The sequence below is a fragment of the Halomonas sp. 1513 genome (assembly GCA_001971685.1).
GTDB lineage: Bacteria > Pseudomonadota > Gammaproteobacteria > Pseudomonadales > Halomonadaceae > Franzmannia.
In genome coordinates this window covers 707,694-727,074 of the sequence record CP019326.1, presented here as the reverse complement: position 1 = coordinate 727,074, position 19,381 = coordinate 707,694, and the positions used below count along the sequence as shown (strand labels likewise).

General features: G+C 66.5%; 14 protein-coding genes. 6 read left to right on the top strand and 8 right to left on the bottom strand.

Going from position 1 to position 19,381, the window contains the following annotated elements; genetic code table 11:
* Positions 1 to 75 precede the first annotated feature (75 nt).
* From BWR19_03315 to BWR19_03305, 3 genes are read right to left on the bottom strand one after another with little or no spacing between them, the layout of a single operon-like run.
* On the bottom strand, positions 76 to 954 hold the full coding sequence (locus tag BWR19_03315; GenBank protein ID APX92050.1) for a tRNA 2-thiocytidine(32) synthetase TtcA: 879 nt from the start codon (positions 952 to 954) through the stop codon (positions 76 to 78).
* A gap of 57 nt (positions 955 to 1,011) precedes the next feature.
* Complete coding sequence (locus BWR19_03310; protein ID APX92049.1) at positions 1,012 to 1,629, bottom strand: DNA polymerase III subunit epsilon; 618 nt, start codon at positions 1,627 to 1,629, stop codon at positions 1,012 to 1,014.
* Between the two features lie 44 nt (positions 1,630 to 1,673).
* Positions 1,674 to 3,485 (bottom strand): cyclic nucleotide-binding protein, encoded by a 1,812-nt coding sequence (locus BWR19_03305; protein ID APX92048.1) that lies wholly within the window; start codon positions 3,483 to 3,485, stop codon positions 1,674 to 1,676.
* A 497-nt stretch (positions 3,486 to 3,982) separates the two neighbouring features.
* On the opposite strand from BWR19_03305, the gene BWR19_03300 reads away from it, so the two are divergent.
* From BWR19_03300 to BWR19_03285, 4 genes are all read left to right on the top strand, one after another.
* On the top strand, positions 3,983 to 4,243 hold the full coding sequence (locus tag BWR19_03300; protein ID APX92047.1) for a hypothetical protein: 261 nt from the start codon (positions 3,983 to 3,985) through the stop codon (positions 4,241 to 4,243).
* A 6-nt stretch (positions 4,244 to 4,249) separates the two neighbouring features.
* Positions 4,250 to 6,046 carry a cation acetate symporter gene (locus BWR19_03295; GenBank protein APX92046.1) on the top strand — a complete coding sequence of 599 codons (1,797 nt, stop codon included), beginning with the start codon at positions 4,250 to 4,252 and terminating at the stop codon, positions 6,044 to 6,046.
* A gap of 96 nt (positions 6,047 to 6,142) precedes the next feature.
* Positions 6,143 to 6,658 carry a hypothetical protein gene (locus tag BWR19_03290; GenBank protein ID APX92045.1) on the top strand — a complete coding sequence of 172 codons (516 nt, stop codon included), beginning with the start codon at positions 6,143 to 6,145 and terminating at the stop codon, positions 6,656 to 6,658.
* 72 nt (positions 6,659 to 6,730) lie between these two features.
* Positions 6,731 to 10,675, top strand: a complete 3,945-nt coding sequence (locus BWR19_03285) for a hybrid sensor histidine kinase/response regulator (protein APX92044.1) — start codon at positions 6,731 to 6,733, stop codon at positions 10,673 to 10,675.
* Between the two features lie 78 nt (positions 10,676 to 10,753).
* Here BWR19_03285 and BWR19_03280 read toward each other — a convergent pair whose 3' ends face one another.
* From BWR19_03280 to BWR19_03270, 3 genes are all read right to left on the bottom strand, one after another.
* On the bottom strand, positions 10,754 to 11,416 hold the full coding sequence (locus BWR19_03280) for a DNA-binding response regulator (GenBank protein ID APX92043.1): 663 nt from the start codon (positions 11,414 to 11,416) through the stop codon (positions 10,754 to 10,756).
* Between the two features lie 253 nt (positions 11,417 to 11,669).
* Positions 11,670 to 13,619 carry an acetate--CoA ligase gene (locus BWR19_03275; protein ID APX92042.1) on the bottom strand — a complete coding sequence of 650 codons (1,950 nt, stop codon included), beginning with the start codon at positions 13,617 to 13,619 and terminating at the stop codon, positions 11,670 to 11,672.
* Positions 13,620 to 13,777: 158 nt separating this feature from the next.
* Positions 13,778 to 14,338, bottom strand: a complete 561-nt coding sequence (locus BWR19_03270) for a metallopeptidase (GenBank protein APX92041.1) — start codon at positions 14,336 to 14,338, stop codon at positions 13,778 to 13,780.
* Positions 14,339 to 14,361: 23 nt separating this feature from the next.
* Here BWR19_03270 and BWR19_03265 point away from each other — a divergent pair, with 23 nt between their 5' ends.
* Positions 14,362 to 15,024, top strand: a complete 663-nt coding sequence (locus BWR19_03265) for a YgfB and YecA protein (protein ID APX94880.1) — start codon at positions 14,362 to 14,364, stop codon at positions 15,022 to 15,024.
* Here BWR19_03265 and BWR19_03260 read toward each other — a convergent pair.
* Positions 15,021 to 16,142 (bottom strand): cardiolipin synthase B, encoded by a 1,122-nt coding sequence (locus tag BWR19_03260; protein ID APX92040.1) that lies wholly within the window; start codon positions 16,140 to 16,142, stop codon positions 15,021 to 15,023. The two genes, BWR19_03265 and BWR19_03260, sit on opposite strands and share 4 nt — an antisense overlap.
* A 116-nt stretch (positions 16,143 to 16,258) precedes the next feature.
* Between BWR19_03260 and BWR19_03255 the strand changes: the two genes are divergently transcribed.
* Positions 16,259 to 18,679, top strand: a complete 2,421-nt coding sequence (locus BWR19_03255) for a glycerol-3-phosphate 1-O-acyltransferase (protein ID APX92039.1) — start codon at positions 16,259 to 16,261, stop codon at positions 18,677 to 18,679.
* On the opposite strand, the gene BWR19_03250 is transcribed toward BWR19_03255, so the two are convergent.
* Positions 18,658 to 19,362 (bottom strand): rRNA methyltransferase, encoded by a 705-nt coding sequence (locus tag BWR19_03250; protein ID APX94879.1) that lies wholly within the window; start codon positions 19,360 to 19,362, stop codon positions 18,658 to 18,660. The two genes, BWR19_03255 and BWR19_03250, sit on opposite strands and share 22 nt — an antisense overlap.
* Positions 19,363 to 19,381 lie beyond the last annotated feature (19 nt).

Here is a 19,381-nt window from a genome sequence, read left to right as displayed (position 1 = left end):
TCCTACCGCGACACCCAAAGCGCCCCCGCCGATCGCTCGGCGGGGGCGCTTTGCATGCGTTGCGCAGTGAAGCCGTTAGGCCTGGTGGGCGAGATCGATGGCCTCGATATGGTTGGCCTGCATCCGCGCCTGCTTGTCCTCGAGCCCGGCGAAATCGAACAGCTCGCGGTCGGCGAGCTGCGACGGCGCCACGTTGGTCACCGCCTTGAACATGGTCTCGAGGCGGCCGGGGTGCTTGGCCTCCCACTCGGCGAGCATCTCCTTGACCACCTGGCGCTGCAGGTTGGGCTGGGAGCCGCACAGGTTGCAGGGAATGATCGGGAACGCCATGCGCCGGGCGAACTCGGCGATATCCGCCTCGCGGCAGTAGGCCAGCGGGCGGATCACGATGTTCTTGCCGTCGTCGGCGAGCAGCTTGGGCGGCATCGCCTTGAGGCTGCCGCCGAAGAACATGTTGAGGAACAGCGTCTCGAGGATGTCCTCGCGGTGGTGGCCCAGCGCCACCTTGGTGGCACCGATCTCTTCGGCGAAGCCGTACAGCGAACCGCGCCGCAGCCGCGAGCAGAGCGCACAGGTGGTCTTGCCCTCGGGGGTCTTCTCCTTGACCACCGAGTAGGTGTCGCGCTCGAGGATGTGGTAGTCGACGCCCGCGGCGTCGAGGTACTCGGGCAGCACGTGCTCGGGAAAGCCGGGCTGCTTCTGGTCGAGATTGACCGCCACCAGCGAGAAATCCACCGGCGCACTGCGCTGCAGGCTGCGCAGGATCTCGAGCATGGTGTAGGAGTCCTTGCCGCCGGACAGGCACACCATCACCTTGTCGCCATCGCGGATCATGCCGTAGTCGATGATCGCATTGCCCACCTGACGACGCAGGCGCTTCTGCAGCTTGTTGAACTCACGCTTGTCGCGGGCATCGCTTGCGCCCGCCGCCTGGGGGGGGAGTATCTCGGACATGATCACAGCATCGGGGCCGGAAATGGTCGGCCATCTTACCATCGCCGCGCGGTGGCGTCAGTCACCGCGCATCGCGCCCTTCTCCAGGCGCAGGTACATCAGCGCCGCGGTCACGGCGTCGCCCAGCGCGGTATGGCGACCGATCACCGGCACGTCGAGGGCCTTGGCCACCGCCTCGAAACGTAGGTTGGGTTCGATTTCGGGATGGGTGCGCCGCAGGTCGCGCACGTAGCGCTGCGACACCTCGATCATCGCATTGGGCAGGTCGAAACCGAAGCGCGGGCGCAGATGACGGTTGAGAATCGCCATGTCGAAGTCCAGGCACCAGCCCATTAGCGGGCGGTTGCCGATGAAGTCGAGCAGCTTGTCCAGCGCCTCCTCGACGCCGTCACCGCCAGCCAGGTCGATGCCGCGCAGCCCGTGGATGCGAATCGAGTCGCCGGTGAGGCTGGCCGGCCGCTGCAGCCGCAGGTCCAGCGATTCGCTGGTCAGCACCCGGCCGTTGCGCACCTTGACCGCGGCGATCGACACCAGCTCGGCACTGCGGGTGTCGAGGCCGGTGGTCTCGCAGTCGATGGCCACCATCTCGTTACCCGTGTAGGGGTGAAACAACCAGCCATACTCGCCCTCGGCGTGACGGCGTCGGTCGTTGGCTCGGCGCAGGGCGCGCAGCATGGGCACCTCCTTATGGACCGTTGCTCGGGCAGAGGCCTTGGGCCTCAGCTGTATTCCAGGTGAAAGCGCTGTGACAGGCGCTGCTTGAAATCCTTGACCATATGCAGCGCCTCGCGCAGCAGGTCGCGCTCCAGCGATGACAGCTGCTGCACCACCACCCGGTTGGCATCCTCGCCGTCGCCGTCACGCTCGAGCTGCTGGCGCAGCCGCAGCTCGGTGAACAGCGCCAGCGCCTCGCCGAGATCCTCCGCAAAGCTGGACTCGAGGCGCCCATCCTCGGCCAGGGCGTCGAGGCGGTCGAGGGTCGAGGTGGCACGAATCCCGCGCTCCAGGGCCAGGGTGCGAACCCCGTGGACGATGGGGAAGATACCGCCCTTCTTGATGTCGATGCCGTGCTGGGGCTTTTTCAGCGAGCCGAACAGCGTCAGCGGGGTGGAGAAACGCAGCGCGGTGCGCGCGAAGTAGGAGAGCAGGATCTCGTCGCGCCGGCAGCGCTCGAACAATTCGTCGCGCACCTGGTCGAGCAGCGCGGTCTGGCCCGCCACGGCGTGGGCATCGAGCATGATGGCGAGCTTCATCAGGCTGTCGCCGTCGCGGCGTGCCGCCCAGCGCGCGATGCGTTCGCGCCACTCGCTGACGCTGCCCACCCAGTCGGGGTTGGAGACCATGATATTGCCCGGGCACGGCGGGTAGCCGAGGCGAATCAGGGTCTCGGTGACCTCGTGCATCTGCGCCTCGCACTCCGGCCAATGGTGATCGTCGGCCAGGATCAGCGCATTGTCCTGGTCGGTCTTGAGGATCTGCTCGCCGCGCCCCTCGCTGCCCATCACGACCAGACAGCTGGCATCGCGATGCGCCTCGTCAACGGCGAAGCCCCACGCCTTGGCCATGATGCGGCCGTTGAGGGCAGCCAGCAGGCCCATGGCGAAGCGCAGCTTGACGCCCTGGGCCATCAGCGCACGCACCAGCTCCGGCGTGCGCGCGCTGGCGCGGGCCAGCTCGTCGAGACTATCGGCCTGCTCGACCTGCAGGCTGACCACATAGCTGCGGCTGGAGAAGAAGCTCAGCACGTCGGTGAGCTCGACCACCCCCACCGGCTTGCCCTCCTCGACGACCACTACCCGCGCCACCTCATGGCGCGTCATGCGCACCAGCGCCTCGAACAGATACTGCTCTGCGCTAGCGGTGACCAGCTCGAAATGCGCCACCTCGATGGCCGGCCGCTCCTGCGTCAGGCCCTCGATCACCAGCGCGTTGAGCAGGTCGGTCTTGGTGACCATGCCGAAACGTTCGCCGTCGCACACCAGCAGGCTGTCGGCGTGGCTGGCATTGAGGGTGCTCACCGCATCGAAGATGCTGGTCGCCTGGTCGACCACCAGCGGCTCGCGCATGCACTCGCCGATGCGCGCCAGCATGAAGCCGGCCATGGTCACCCCGCCCTCGGCGCGCCGCTCGGTCAGCAGGCGCGCCTTGTGGGTCAGGCTCTGGCGGAAGAACTCGGCGAACGCCGGGTAGTCATCGCACAGCCGCTGGAACAGCGCCTTGGGCAGCAGATAGCAGAGACTCTCCTGCTCGGCCTGAAAACGGTAGCGGCTCTTGCCATTGAGGATGCTGATCGCACCGAACAAGTCACCGGCAGTGTAGTGGCCGATTCGTGATGCCGCGGCCGGCATGGTCGGATCCAACTCGGCTACCTCGCCCTTGTGGATCATGAACACGAATTCGCCGGGCTGGCCGGCATCGAGGATGATTTCCTGGTTGTCGAAGTAGGCCAGGTCGACACCGCCTCGCACCCGATCACGCCCAGCATCATCAAGCAGCGTGAACGGCGGTTGGGAAAGATCGACATCGACCATGGTAGCAGCCTCGAAGACGCGTAAGACTTTCCGCTCGTATACTTTCGGTTAACTTTCCGCGCTCATACCCTTTTATCCTCTCAGACTAGCAAAGTCGCCGCCTCTCCCAATAGCTAGACTATCGTTCAACACCGCCCACCTCACACGGCAAACCACGACGATTCACTAGCTATACCATCGTCCTATAATACACCCCTCAGCTCACCAAGCTTTCTTCGAAGAATGTCTCAAGATTATGATATTTATGAAAAAATAAAAAACGAATACATATAAACGAAAGACGTGATACCAAAGTCTGGGATTTATTTTTAGCCATCTATTGACCACTATCACTCATGAATCGCGCAGGGTAATCGCACGTGGCGGATAGGGTAGACGTTAGTCATATGTTTATCGATGACGACATCATCACTATCCCATAGGTGCGATTGCCTTGCCGGATAACGCCAACTCTCACCATCACACCAACACTTCCAACACACGTGGAGAGCATCACCATGGCAGATGATAAATCCAATGCCGCTGCTTACTGGAAGGCCAACGTGCGCTTGATAACCGGCTGCCTGATTGTCTGGGCGCTGGTGTCATACGGCTTCGCCATTCTGCTGCGCCCCTTGCTGTCCGGCATTCCCGTTGGTGGCACCGACCTGGGCTTCTGGTTCGCCCAGCAGGGCTCCATCCTGACCTTCATCGGCATCATCTTCTTCTATGCCTGGCGCATGAATAAGCTCGATGCCCAGTTTGGCCTGGGGGAGTAACCAGACATGAGTCAGTTTGCCATCAACCTGCTGTTCGTCGGGGCCTCGTTTGCCCTGTATATCGGCATCGCGATCTGGGCCCGCGCGGGCTCCACCAAGGACTTCTACGTCGCCGGCGGCGGCGTGCACCCGATCACCAACGGCATGGCCACCGCCGCCGACTGGATGTCGGCGGCCTCGTTCATCTCCATGGCCGGCCTGCTGGCCTCCGGCGGTTACGCCAACTCGACCTTCCTGATGGGCTGGACCGGCGGCTTCGTGATCCTGGCGCTGCTGCTGGCCCCCTACTTGCGCAAGTTCGGCAAGTTCACGGTGCCCGACTTCATCGGCGACCGCTTCTACAGCAACACCGCGCGCACCGTCGCGGTGGTGTGTCTGATCGTTGCCTCGGTGACCTACGTCATCGGTCAGATGACCGGCGCCGGCGTTGCCTTCTCGCGCTTCCTCGAAGTCAGTAACACCTGGGGCATCTGGATCGCCGCCTTCATCGTGTTCCTGTACGCGGTATTCGGCGGTATGAAGGGCATCACCTATACCCAGGTCGCCCAGTACATCGTGCTGATCGTGGCCTACACCATCCCCGCGGTGTTCATCGCCCTGCAGCTCACCGGCAACCCGATCCCGATGTTCGGCATGTTCAGCACCCACACCGAGTCTGGCCTGCCGCTGCTCGAAAAGCTCAATGAGGTGCTCAACGAACTGGGCTTCCAGGACTACACCGCCGACGTCGACAACAAGCTCAACATGGTGCTGTTCACCCTGTCGCTGATGGTCGGTACCGCAGGCCTGCCCCACGTCATCATCCGCTTCTTCACCGTGCCCAAGGTCGCCGATGCGCGCTGGTCCGCGGGCTGGGCGCTGGTGTTCATCGCCATCCTCTACCTGACCGCACCGGCAGTGGCCTCCATGGCGCGCCTCAATCTCTTGACCACGATGTACCCGGACGCCGCCGGACAGGTCGAGAACTACGAAGAGGCGATGGACAACGCGCTGATCTACGAAGAGCGTCCCGAGTGGGTCGAGACCTGGGAAAACACCGGCCTGATCACCTTCACCGATCACAACGAAGACGGCCGCATCCAGATCTACAACGACGCCAACCCGGACTTTGCCGAGACCGCCGCCGAGCGTGGCTGGGAAGGCAACGAGCTGGAGGTAAACAACGACATCCTGGTACTCGCCAACCCCGAGATCGCCAACCTGCCCCCCTGGGTCATCGGCCTGATCGCCGCCGGCGGTATCGCGGCCGCCCTGTCCACTGCAGCCGGCCTGCTGCTGGCGATCTCCTCGGCGATCAGTCACGACCTGATCAAGAAGACCATCAACCCCAACATCACCGAGAAGGGCGAGATGCTGGCGGCGCGCATCTCGATGGCGGGGGCCATCCTGCTGGCGACCTATCTGGGCCTCAACCCGCCAGGCTTCGCCGCGCAGGTGGTAGCCCTGGCCTTCGGCCTGGCCGGCGCCTCGATCTTCCCGGCGCTGATGATGGGGATCTTCTCCACCCGCATGAACAGCACCGGTGCGATCTGCGGCATGCTGGCCGGCCTCAGCGCCACCCTGCTGTATATCTTCACCTACCTCGGCTGGTTCTTCATGTCCGGCACCAACATGCTGCCAAACACTCCGGACAACTGGATTCTGGGCATCTCGCCGCTGTCGTTCGGTGCCGTCGGCGCGATGATCAACTTCGCCGTGGCCTTCGCGGTCTCCAGCGTCACCGCGCCGCCGCCCAAGGAGATCCAGGAGCTGGTGGAAAGCGTGCGCTATCCCAAAGGTGCTGGTGGTGCCATCGACCACTAAGCCATAATGGCCCCCGGCGCCAGGCGCCGGGGCTCGTTCACCGCAATATGTCGGGCTTCCCCCAGGGAAGCCCGACTGCTTTCAGAAAGGTTCTCTATGATATGGCACTTGATTGCAGCCGCCTTTGCCGGCCTCGGCGCCGCCGGCGTCGGGCTGCTGCTGCGCTTTCTCAGCGGCAAGCGTTTGCCGCGCTGGATCATCCCGGCCTGCGCCGGCCTCGGGGTGCTGGCCTACCAGATCCACCACGAGTACTCCTGGTACGGCCACAAGCAGCAGCAGCTGCCCGCCTCCGCCGAGGTGGTCTCGGTGGAGCACGGCGGTGCCTTCTGGCGACCCTGGACCTACTTTTTCCCCATCGCCAACGCCTTCGAGGTCGTCGACCAGGCCAACATGTCGGTCACCGACAGCAACGGTGAGCGCCTGGTGGAATTCATTCGCTACCGCTTCGAGCGCCACTACATGGATCTGGTCACCCATCAGGCCTATCTGATGAACTGCGCTACCCAGGAACTGGTGCCGCTGGCCGGCGAGCCGCGTCGTCCACGGCTCTCGGCACTGCGCAGCCTCGACGCTGACGACCCGCTCTACCGGGCGGTGTGCGACGCCGACTGATCACCGCCGCAAGCGGCCCTGCCACCCGCCCACGGATTGGCATAACATGGCCGCACACCTAGGGGAGACTGCATGTTTGCCGGCTGGCTGCTGATCGCCATTTCACTGACCTATATCGCCGTGCTGTTCGCCATCGCCTGGCGCGGCGACCGCCACGCCCGGCTGCACGGCGCCAGCCGCCGCCGCCCGGTGATCTACAGCCTGGCCCTGGCCATCTACTGCACCTCCTGGACCTTCTACGGCGCGGTGGGCGAAGCCGCCACCTCGGGCTGGTCGTTCGCCAGCATCTTCGTCGGGCCGATCCTCACCTTCCTGCTGTTCTGGCCGGTACTGGCCAAGATGATTCGCGTCGCCAAGCACCAGAACGTCACCTCGATCGCCGACTTCATCGCCTCGCGCTACGGCAAGACCCAGTCGCTGGCCGCCTTCGCCAGCCTGGTGGCACTGATCGGCACCCTGCCCTACATCGCCCTGCAGCTGAAGGCGGTGTCGACCTCGTTCATGGTGCTGACCGACACCTCGGACATGACCCGCACGCCGCTATTCGCCGACACCGGCTTCTACGTGGCGGCGGTGATGGCGGTGTTCGCGATCCTGTTCGGCACCCGCCATACCGACGCCACCGAGCACCATGAGGGGCTGGTCCACGCCATCGCCTTCGAGTCGCTGGTCAAGCTGCTGGCCTTCCTGATCCTCGGCGCCTACGTCACCTGGGGGCTGTTCGGCGGGCTCGGCGACCTGCTGGGACAGGCCGACCAGCAGATGCAGCTGCAGCAGCAGCTGGCCGCCCAGGACTTCGGCCGCAGCTTCTGGGCCCAGACCCTGCTCGCCATGCTGGCGATCTTCTGCCTGCCGCGGCAGTTCCACGTCGCGGTGGTCGAGAACACCCACCGCGACGATGCCACCAAGGCGCGCTGGCTGTTCCCGCTCTACCTGGTGGCGATCGGCTTCTTCGTGCTGCCGCTGGCCGCCGCCGGCCTGATCATGTTCCCCGGCGGCGACGTCGAACCGGACACCTTCGTGCTGGCCATCCCCATGGCCGCCGGCAACGAGCTGCTGACCCTGCTGACCTTCATCGGCGGCTTCTCGGCGGCCACCGGCATGGTGATCGTCGCCGCGGTGGCGGTGTCGATCATGATCTCCAACGAGATCGTGATCCCGGCGCTGTTCCGGCTGCGCTGGTTCGACACCAAGCCCCGCGACTATGGACGCCTGGTGCTGCGCGCACGGCGCATCACCATCGTCGCCATCCTCGCGCTGGCCTACGGCTTTCATCAGCTGATCGCCGAATACGGCACCCTGGCCTCTACCGGCATGCTGTCGTTCGCCGCCGCCGCCCAGTTCGCCCCGGCGCTGCTCGGCGGGCTGTACTGGAAGCGCGGCAACCGCCTGGGCGTGATCGTCGGCATGAACATCGGCTTCGGCATCTGGGCCTACACCCTGCTGATGCCGACCCTGATCACCGCCGGCGTGCTGCCCCAGGCGTGGCTAACCGGCGGCCCGCTGGGCATCGGCTGGCTGGCACCGACCCAGCTGTTCGGCCTCAATATCGGCGACAGTTTCACCCACGGCGTGATGCTGTCGCTGGGCCTCAACCTGTTCTTCTATATCTTCGTCTCGCAGATGACCCCGCAGCGGGTGGTCGAGCGCATCCAGGCCTCGCTGTTCGTCGACAGCGTCGAGACCCGCCAGACTTCGGTCAACCGGCCCTGGACCGGCGCCACCACGGTCGGCGACCTCAAGGTGCTGTGCGAGCGCTTTCTGGGCGCCGGCCAGGTGTCGCGGGCCTTCGACGACTACGCGCGACGCACCGGCAAGCCGCTGGAGGACACCGCCCGCGCCTCCATCGACGTGATCCAGTTCACCGAGCGCTTCCTGGCCTCGGTACTGGGGGCGTCGTCAGCGCGCATCGTGGTCAACTCGGCGCTGCAGGGCCGCGGCATCGGCATCTCGGACGTGATCTCGATCGTCGACGAGGCCTCCCAGGTGCTGGAGTTCAACCGCGCCCTGCTGCAGGCCACCATCGAGAACATCAACCAGGGCATCAGCGTGGTCGACCAGAACCTGCGCCTGGTGGTGTGGAACCAGCGCTACCTGGAGCTGTTCCGCTTCCCCGACCACCTGATCCGGGTCGGCGCGCCGATCGACAAGATCTTCCGCTACAACGCCCACAACGGCGAGTACGGCCCCGGCGACCCCGAGGAGCACGTCGAGCTGCTGATCGACAACATCCGCCAGGGCCACCCGCACCGCTACGTGCGCTACCGCCAGGACGGCACCGTGCTCGAGGTGCAGGGCAACCCGATGCCCGGCGGCGGCTTCGTCTACACCTACCAGGACATCACCCAGCAGAAGCGCATCGAGGAAGCGCTGATCCGCTCCGAGAACAATATCCGCATCTACACCGACAACGTGCCGGCGCTGATCGCCTACTTCGACAAGGAGTGCCGCTACCTCTTCACCAACCGCGCCTACGAGCAGGCCTTCAACATCGACCGCAACGCGGTGATCGGCGAGCGCGTCGACGCGGTGATGCCGGCCCACATCGCCCGTGATCGCGCCCCCTGGATGCAGCGCGCCCTGGCCGGCGAGCGGGTCAGCTTCGAGATCTCGCTGGACGACGGCGATGGCGGCACCCGCTACATGCTGGTCACCTATACGCCGCACTTCGGCGACAGCGGCACCATCCTCGGCTTCTTCTCGCTGTATCAGGACATCACCGAACGGCGCCTGGCCGAGATCGCCCTGAAAGAGACCAACGAGAACCTCGAGGAGCGGGTTCGCGAACGCACCCAGGCGCTGTCGGAAGCCAACGCCGCGCTGCGTCAGGAGAACCGCGTGCGCGCCGAGGCCGAGCAAGCGCTGCGCCAGGCCAAGCAGGTCGCCGAGGACGCCAACGCCTCCAAGACCCGCTTCCTGGCCGCCGCCAGCCACGACCTGCTGCAGCCGCTCAACGCCGCGCGGCTGTTCACCTCGGCGCTGGCCCAGGAGGTCGACGCCGAGGACATGAAGCGCACCATCGGGCATATCGACAACTCGCTGCAGGCCGCCGAAGAGCTGCTCGGCACCCTGCTCGATATTTCCAAGCTCGACGCCGGGGCCCTGACCCCGCGGCGCAGCCACTTTGCCCTGGCCGATATCATCCGCCCGCTGCGCGCCGAGTTCGAGGTGATGGCCGAGGAGCGCGGCCTCGACCTGATGGTGGTCACCACCGGCTGCTGGGTCGACAGCGACGCCCAGATGCTGCGCCGCATCGTGCAGAACTTCCTCTCCAACGCCATTCGCTATACCCAGCAGGGTCGCGTGCTTCTCGGCTGCCGGCGGCGGGGAGAGCGGCTCGCCATCGAGGTCTGGGACTCCGGCCCCGGGATCCCCGAGTCCAAGCTCTCGGAGATCTTCCAGGAGTTCCGCCGCCTCGATCAGGCCTCGCGCCACAAGGAGAGCGAGAAGGGCCTGGGACTGGGACTTTCCATCGCCGACCGCATGAGCCGGGTCCTCGACCACCCGATCCAGGTGCGCTCCTGGGAGGGCTTCGGCACAGTGTTTTCGGTCAGCGTGCCGCTGGTCGCCGCCCAGGCGCCCCGCGACGCCGGCGAGGAGCGCCCGACGCGGCGCGGCGGCAACAAGCTGGCCGGCGCCAAGATCATCTGCATCGACAACGAGACGCTGATTCTCGAGGGCATGAAGGCGATGCTCAGCGGCTGGGGCTGCGAGGTGTTCACTGCCACCTCGATCGGCGGCGCCAAGTCGATCCTGCGCCACCTGGAGGGCGACCCGGACGCAATCCTCGCCGACTACCACCTCGACAACGAGGTGACCGGGATGATGGCGCTGGAGGCCCTCGCCGAACGCCTCGACGGCGCCGTACCGGGCATCGTGATCACCGCCGACCGCACCGACGAGGTCGCCGAGGAAGTGCGCCGCGCTGGCTACCAGCTGCTGCTCAAGCCGGTGCGCCCGGCGGCGCTGCGCGCCCTGCTGACCCGCACCCTGCAGGCCAGCCGCGCGGGGCGGTAAAGCCAAGCGCCAAGCCAGGTCCATAACGCAGAAAACCCACCATCAGGTGGGTTTTCTGCGTTTACTTGGCGCTTAGCGCTAGGATTCTACCTTGGGCGGTTCGACCTCGAGCTTCTGTGCGGCGATCACCGCCTGGGTCCGCGAGTGCACGCCCAGCTTGCGCAGAATCGCCGTCACGTGGGCCTTGATGGTGGCTTCCGAAACGTTGAGCTCGTAGGCGATCTGCTTGTTGAGCAGCCCTTCGGTGAGCATGTTGAGCACGCGGAACTGCTGCGGCGTCAACGAGGCGATGGCCTCAGCGAACTTGGTCTCCTCCTCGTTGGACTCGCCCAACGCCTCGGCCAGCTCCGCCGGCAGCCACACCTCACCGTCGAGGATCTCGCCCACCGCCTCGGCGATCAGCGACAGCGACGACGACTTGGGTATGAAGCCCGAGGCGCCGTAGTCGATGGCACGCCGCACCACATAGGGCTCGTCGCTGCCCGAGACCACCGCCACCGGAATATCCGGCATCTGCCCGCGCAGCTGAATCAGCCCGGAGAAGCCATGGGCACCGGGCATGTGCAGATCGAGCAGGATCAGGTCGGCATCGGGATGCCGTGTGACCACCTCGGTGGTGGCCTCCATGGTGTCGGATTCGACAATTTCGGCCTGGGGTGCCAGCTGTCGTAGCGCCTGGGTCAGCGCAGCACGAAACAGCGGATGGTCATCGGCGACGATGAATTTCTGGGCAAAGGCCATTGAGTCTCCTCCGGTTCCTCTTGTCGCGAACGCGCGGCCATTGCCAACGCGCGGCCACCCCCTCGGCGCCAAGGGGCGGGTTCGCCATAGTTACCCGGCATGTTACCCCATGGCGATGAAGAATCCCAAGCCGCATGTTCAACCCTAGGCGCGCTCGACGGATTGTGCCACCAAACGCGAAAATGCCGGCGCGCAGCCGGCATTTCCTGGCAGGGCGGCACGCCTGCACGGCGGCCGCCATTCGCGCTGCCGCTCAGCGGTTGGCGCGGTTCTCGATCAGATCATCGACCACGGTGGGATCCGCCAGGGTGCTGGTATCACCCAGGCCGTCGCACTCGTTGGCGGCAATCTTGCGCAGGATGCGGCGCATGATCTTGCCCGAGCGGGTCTTGGGCAAGCCCGGTGCCCACTGGATGATATCCGGCGAGGCGATGGGACCGATATCCTTGCGCACCCACTGGGTGAGCTCCTTCTTGAGGGCGTCGCTGGGTTCGGTGCCATCGGTCAGGGTCACGTAGATATAGATCCCCTGGCCCTTGATGTCGTGGGGGAAGCCCACCACCGCGGCCTCGGCCACCGACGAGTGCGCGACCAGCGAGGACTCGATCTCGGCAGTGCCCATGCGGTGCCCGGAGACGTTGAGCACGTCGTCGACGCGGCCGGTGATCCAGTAGTAGCCATCCTCGTCGCGACGGCAGCCGTCGCCGGTGAAGTACATGCCTTCGTAGGTCGAGAAGTAGGTCTGGACGAAGCGCTCGTGATTGTTCCAGATGGTCCGCGCCTGGCCCGGCCAGGCGTCGAGGATCACCAGGTTGCCTTCGGTGGCGCCCTCGAGGATCTTGCCCTCGTTATCGACCAGCGCCGGCTGCACGCCGAAGAACGGCCGCGTCGCCGAGCCTGGCTTGAGGTCGGTGGCACCGGGCAGCGGCGTGATCATGATGCCGCCGGTCTCGGTCTGCCACCAGGTATCGACGATCGGGCACTTGCCGTTGCCGATCACGCGGTGGAACCACTCCCACGCCTCGGGGTTGATCGGCTCGCCCACCGAGCCCAGCAGCCGCAGGCTGGTACGCTGGCTGGAGTCCATGACCTTGTCACCGTGGGCCATCAGCGCGCGGATCGCGGTGGGCGACGTGTAGAGAATGCTGACCTTGTGCTTGTCGATCACCTCGCCGAGGCGGCCATTGGTGGGGTAGCTCGGTACCCCCTCGAACATCAGGGTGGTAGCGCCGTTGGCCAGCGGGCCATAGACGATATAGCTGTGGCCGGTGACCCAGCCGACGTCGGCGCTGCACCAGTAGACCTCACCCTCCTGATAGTCGAAGACGTACTGGTGGGTCAGGCTGGCAAAGGTGAGGTAGCCGCCGGTGGTGTGCTTGAGGCCCTTGGGCGCACCGGTAGAGCCCGAGGTATACAGAATGAACAGCGGATCCTCGGCGTTCATCTCCTCGATCGGGCAGTCGCTGGACTGCTGGTCGACCAGCTCGTCGAACCACACGTCGCGGCCGTCGTGCCAGTCGATGTCGCCGCCGGTGCGCTTGACCACCAGCACGTTTTCGGCGACGTCGGTGCCGTCGCGGGTCAGGGCCGCGTCGACGTTGTCCTTGAGCGGTACCTGCTTGCCGCCACGCACCGACTCGTCCGAGGTGATCACCAGCTTGGACTGCGAGTCGATGACGCGCTGGGCCAGGGCATCCGGCGAGAAGCCGCCGAACACCACCGAGTGGATCGCGCCGATCCGCGCACAGGCCAGCATCGCCATGGCCGCTTCGGGGATCATCGGCATGTACAGGGTGACCACGTCGCCCTTCTTGACGCCCAGCGACTTGAGCGCATTGGCCAGCTGGCAGGTGCGCGCGTGGAGTTCACGATAGGTGATGGTCTTGGACAGGTTGGGGTCGTCGCCCTCCCAGATGATCGCCGGCTGGTCGCCGCGCGTCGCCAGGTGCCGGTCGAGACAGTTGGCCGAGGCGTTGAGAGTGCCATCTTCGTACCAGCGGATGTCGACGTTATCGGAGGCGTAGGAGGTGTTCTTGATCTTGGTCGGCGCCTTGATCCAGTCGAGACGCTTGGCCTGCTCGGCCCAGAACGCCTCGGGCGCATCGACCGACTGCTGGTACATTGCCAGATATTTTTCGTTGTCGGCCCAGGCATTGGCAGCGAACGACTCGCTCACCGGATAGACATGCTGCTGTTCGGTCATCGATTAACCCCTGTCCATGAGTGGTTATGGAATGACGATTGCCGACGGCGAAAAATGCTGCAGCGCGTCGACCCTAAAAACCCATCCAGCATATACCCCTGCGGGGCGTCCGCCTTTTAGACATTGGTATTAGCAAAAAACCATTTAACAACAATAACTTATGCCGACTTTTCGTCATCATTCGATGGAGCATAGACCAAGGTCTGAGCACAATGTCGACAACGATAGCGGCTACCGCGGCGAGCCAGTCCGTGGCGGCGCGAGGTGAAGAAGTGGTCGCGACAGGCGCAGCGATAGCGGTGCGGCGCGGGACTGGCGTTACTGACATCGAAGCGATGCGTGACGTGTGGCTCGCGGGCAAACAGTCGGCGCATCACCGTCTGCCACTCGTGGCCATGGGGCCTGGTGCGCGGCCCTTCATCGAGGTGTCGAACCAGCCAGTGAGCCATCTCGTGGGGCACCACCTCAGTCAGGAAGACGTGGCGGTTCTCGGCGTATAGCCGCGCATTGAAGCGCAGCCCGCCGCGCCCGAAGTGGGCCTGGCCGGCACTCTTGCCGCGCAGGTCGCACCACACCCGCGGCCGCGGCAGGTCGGGATGCACCTCGCGGCAACGCTGCCAGGCCGCCTCGACCTGGGCCAGCAGGCAGGCCTCGAGCTGTGCGGCATCGAGGCGTTCGAGGTGATCCCGGGGGGGAACGGGGAGCGCTGAAAAGGTCATGGGGTGCTAGAATGACCGGCCAAATCGCCACCGTCCAGTCCGAGAGTCCCATGTCCGATACGCCGTCTCCCCAGCCGCTCCTCGACGATGACGCCCTCGACCGTCTCGATGACTTCCTCGCTTCGGAGCGCGTCGGCGAAGACGCCCTCGACCTGATCAGCAGCCACGGCTATCTGGTGGCACTGGCGGTGGCGCCGCGCGAGCTCGATCCGGCGGCCTGGATCGGCGAGCTGTTCCAAGGCGAGCCGGCCTTCGCCGATGACGCCGAGCGCGACGAGATCCTGGGGCTCCTCGAGGCCCTCAAGGCCAACGCCGTCGCGGCCCTCGAACAGGGCCTGCTGCCCGAGCTGCCCTTCGAGCTGACCCTGGCCGGCCTGCCACCCGAGGAGACGCCGATCGGCGACTGGTGCGCCGGCTTCATGGAGGCGGTGTTCCTCGACGAACCGGCCTGGTTCGACGGCGACGAAGAGGGCGCAGCAGCCCTGCTGCTGCCGTTCATGGCGCTCTCGGGGCTGTTCGATGACGAGCCCGACATGGCCGAGATGGTCGATCCGACGCGCCTCGAGGGGTTGGTCCAGCAGCTGCCGGAGCTGGTGCTCGACCTCTACCTCAACTACCGGGTGCCGCCGGAAAAGCCCAAGCCCACCCCGCGCAAGAAGGCCCGCGGCGGACGCGGAAAGCGCTAGCGCAGCCGCGTCAGCATGCCGTCGAGGCTGCCGAACAGCCACTCCTTGAGGCGCTGCCAGCGGGGGCGCTGAGCCCACTGCACGGGGTCGATCTCGTGGCTGGTGGTGAAGTTGCGCTCGAACAGCGCCGCCACGTCCTTGGCGAAACGCTGGTCGTCCACCTCCTGGTTGGCCTCCAGGTTCCAGTGCAGGCTCCAGTGGTCGAAGTTGCATGAGCCGAGGGTGCACCAGTCGTCGGCCAGCGAGAACTTGGCGTGGATGAAGGTCGGCTGGAACTCGAAGATGCGCACCCCGGCGCGCAGCAGGCGGCCGTAGAAGCGCTGCCCGGCGTAGCGCACGCCGGGATGGTCGTGGGCGTCGCCGGGCAGTAGCAGCCGCACGTCGACGCCGCGCCGCGCGGCCCGTGCCAGGCGCATGCGCAGCGACAGGGTCGGCACGAAATAGGGAGTGCAGATCCAGATCCGCTGGCGCGCCGACGAGACCTGCTGCTGCAGCGAGTGGCGGATGGCCTGGTAGCGGTAGCCCTGCCCCCACACCACGCGGCCGCGCATGCCCTGGTAGTCGTCGCTGTCGTGGGGGGCGACGGTCAGCTGGCGTACCCGCTGAGTGGACCCGTCGCCACGCGTCAGCGGCGAGTCCCAGAGTCGCGAGAACAGCCGCACCCAGTCGGCCACCACCGGCCCCTCGATACGCACCGCCACCTCGTACCAGGCGTCGAGGAATTCGTCCACCGCGCCGAAGCCGCCGGTAAAGGCCACCCGTCCGTCGATCACCAGCAGCTTGCGGTGGTCGCGGCTGAGGTTGCGGGCCAGCGAGTGAAAGCCCAGCGGGTTGAAAAAACGCAGCGCCACGCCGCGCTCGCGGAGCGTGCGGCGATCGTCTTCGGCCAGGCCCATACCGCCGTAGCCGTCGAGCATCAGCATGACGTTGATCCCGCGTTCCGCGGCCCGGCCCAGCGCATCGATCAGGTCGCTGGCCAGCCGTCCCGACTCCATCAGGTAGAGCTCGACCAGTATCGATTCCTGGGCCGACTCGATGGCGTCGAACATGGCTGGAATGAAGCGCTTGGCTTCCGCCAGCAGCGTGAAGCGGTTGCCGTCTCGCCATACCCCGCGCATGGTGCTCCTCCCTGTCATCATGGGGCATTGACGCACGTTTGCCGCCCCAACGAAAGCTGCTCGACGCCGGCACGGCTCGCTATACTGAGCGCGACATCCCGTGAAAAGGCAAAGGAATGGCCGTAAATGCCCTGCGACATCCCCTGCGCTGGCTGCTATCGCGCTGGGTCGAGGTGCGCCTGATCGAACCCGAGCCGGCGAGCCTGGCGCTGGACCCGGCACTGCCCACCCTCTACGTACTGCCCCACCCTGCCCGCTCCGATGCGGCGCTGCTCGGCGAGCTATGCCGCCAGCACGGCCTGCCCGACGCCGACGCCACCCTGACCCTGGCCGGCCGCCCGCACCCTGGGCGAGTGAGCCTCGGTCCGCGCCGCCGACGCCTGCGCCGCACACGCTACCCGGCGCCTTTCGTCGAGGCCCTGCAGCACCTCGATCATGCAGAGGGGGGCGACGTCCAACTGCTGCCGGTCAGCATCTTCTGGAGTCGTGCGCCGGGCAAGCGCTTCGGTCTGGCCAAGCTGTTCGCCGACGACGACTGGCAGCTGGTGGGGCGGCTGCGACGGCTGTGGTCGGTGATCGTCAATGGACGCAACGTCGAGGTGCATTTCGGTGCCCCGCTGCGCCTTTCGGAGCTGCGCGACGGCCGCGATGACGCCCTCACCAGCCGCAAGGCGGCGCGCCTGCTGCGGGTGCATTTCCGGCGTATGCGCAGCCGCGTGCTGGGGCCCGACCTGTCCCACCGCCGCACCCTGATCGATGGCGTGGTGGCCAGCCCCGCGGTGCGCCAGGCGATCCAGGAGGTGGCCAGCGCCCAGCGCCGCTCGACCCGCCGCATCGAGCGGCGCGCGCAGCGCTACGGACGAGAAATCGCCTCCAACATGTCCTACCCGGTGCTGCGTTTCATGGACCAGCTGCTGACCCGGCTATGGAACCGCCTCTACGACGGCGTCGACGTTCAGGGCCTCGATCGCGTCAAGTCGCTGGCCGGTGACCACACCCTGGTCTACGTGCCCTGCCACCGCAGCCACATCGACTATCTGCTGCTCTCCTACGTGCTGTACCGCGACGGCCTGATGCCGCCCCACGTGGCCGCCGGCCGCAACCTCGACATGCCGCTGATCGGCGGCCTGCTGCGCCGCGGCGGCGCCTTCTTCCTGCGCCGCAGCTTCAAGGACAACCGCCTCTACGGGGCCGTGTTCAACGAGTACCTGCACCGCCTGATCGCCCGCGGTCACCCGCTGGAGTACTTCATCGAGGGCGGGCGCTCGCGCAGCGGCCGCATGCTGCCACCGCGGCCCGGCATGCTGGCCATGACGCTGCGCTCGCACAGCCGCGACGCCAGCCGACCGCTGGCCTTCGTCCCGGTGTATATCGGCTATGAGCGCATCCTCGAGGGCGGCAGCTATCAGCGTGAACTGCACGGCGGCAAGAAGCGCAAGGAGTCCCCTCTTGGACTGCTACGCGTGGTCCGCCAACTGCGCGAGCCGTTCGGCCGGGTATCGGTCAGCGTCGGCGAGCCGCTGATCGCCGATGACTTCCTCGACCATCACGCTCCTGGCTGGCGCCAGGCGCGCAGCGCGCGCCCTTACTGGTTGACCCAGGCGGTACCCGCGCTGGGCGACGAACTGGCGCGGCGCATCAACGCCGCCGCCACCCTCAACGCCGTCAACCTGGTGGCGCTGGTACTGCTGGCGACCCCGCACCGCGCCATCGAGACCCGCCTGCTGAAGTGCCAGTTGGCGCTGCTGGCGGCGTGCTGCCCAGAGGCGCAGCGCCCCGCCGGCGACCCGGCCTGCTGGATCGCGCGGGTCGCCGAGCTGGGCATGGTCCAGCGCCGCGACCAGGCCCTCGGCGAGCTGGTGCTGGCCAGCAGCGACCAGGCCGAGCGGCTCAGCTGGTACCGCAACAACGTCCTGCACCTTCTCGCCGGTCCGGCGCTGGTGGCCTTCGCCTTTCGCAACCACGCCGCGCTGGGCCAGGCGGAGCTGCACGAGCGCCTGGCACCGGGCTGGCCGATCATCGCTCGGGAGCTGTTTCTGGAGGTCCCCGGCGACCTCGACGCTGCCCTCGGCGAGCACCTGGCAACGCTGGCTCACCTGGGGCTGCTGCATCACGACGGCGAGCGCTGGCAGCGCCCGGCCCCGCACCTCGAGGCCTTCGAGCAGCTGCGTCTGCTCAGTCAGTTGATCCAGCCGACCCTGGAGCGCGGCTATCTGCTGCTCAACCTGCTGCTCGGCGCGCCCAGCGCACAGCTGAGCCGCGACGATCTCGCCGAGCGCGGCCGCCAGCTCGCCGAGCGCCTGGCGCTGCTGTCGGGGCTCGATGCGCCGGAATTCTTCGATCCACGGCTGTTCGCCGGCCTGGTCGACAGCCTGATCGAGGAGCGCTGGCTGTGGCTGCAGGGAGAGCGCCTATGCTATGACGCACGGCTGGTCGAGGCCGCCCAGCAGGCCCGCGAGCTGTTCGACCCGGCGCTGCGCCAGCGCCTGATGCAGCTAGGGGGCGGGCACGAGGCTCAGGCCGATAGCGAGCGGTGAACGTAGAGGTCGTAGCGGCTGGTCTTGCCATCGATGGTGTGCCCCGGCGCGGGGCCGGCAATGGGTGGCGCCTTGCGCGGACGCTTGACCGCTACGCGGTGGGTGGCCACGTCCAGCGCCGCCTCGAGCAAGCGCGGTGCATCGGCATCGTCGCCGGCCAGCTCGCGGAACACCCGCATCTCCTTCTTGACCAGCGCCGACTTGTCGCGGTGGGGAAACATCGGATCGAGGTGGATCACCTGGGGGGGGAAATGCGCGGCGGCGACCAGCGCTGCCAGGTCGCGGGCGGCATCGCCGTGAGACAGCAGCAGACGCCCGGCCATGTCGGCGAGCTCGGGCTCGCTGGCGGCGCGGTTGAGGCCATCCTCGAGCAGGGCAGCAATTGCCGCGACGCGCTCGACCATCAGCACCCGCGCGCCGAGGCTGGCGAGCACGCAGGCGTCGCGCCCCAGGCCCGCGGTGGCATCGACGATCGTCGGCGCCGCGGCCTTGCCCAGCCCGCAGGCCTTGGCCACCAGTTGACCCCGCCCGCCGCCGAAACGACGCCGATGGCCGGCCTTGCCGCCCACGAAATCGACCTTGAGCGGCTTGCCGTATCGGTCCTCGTCGCCGGCCAGTACCAGCGCATCGCCGGCGTGCAGCAGCCTCAGTCCAGCTGCCGCGTCATGCTCCTGCCAGGGCAGGCCGTAGCGCGCCGCGAGC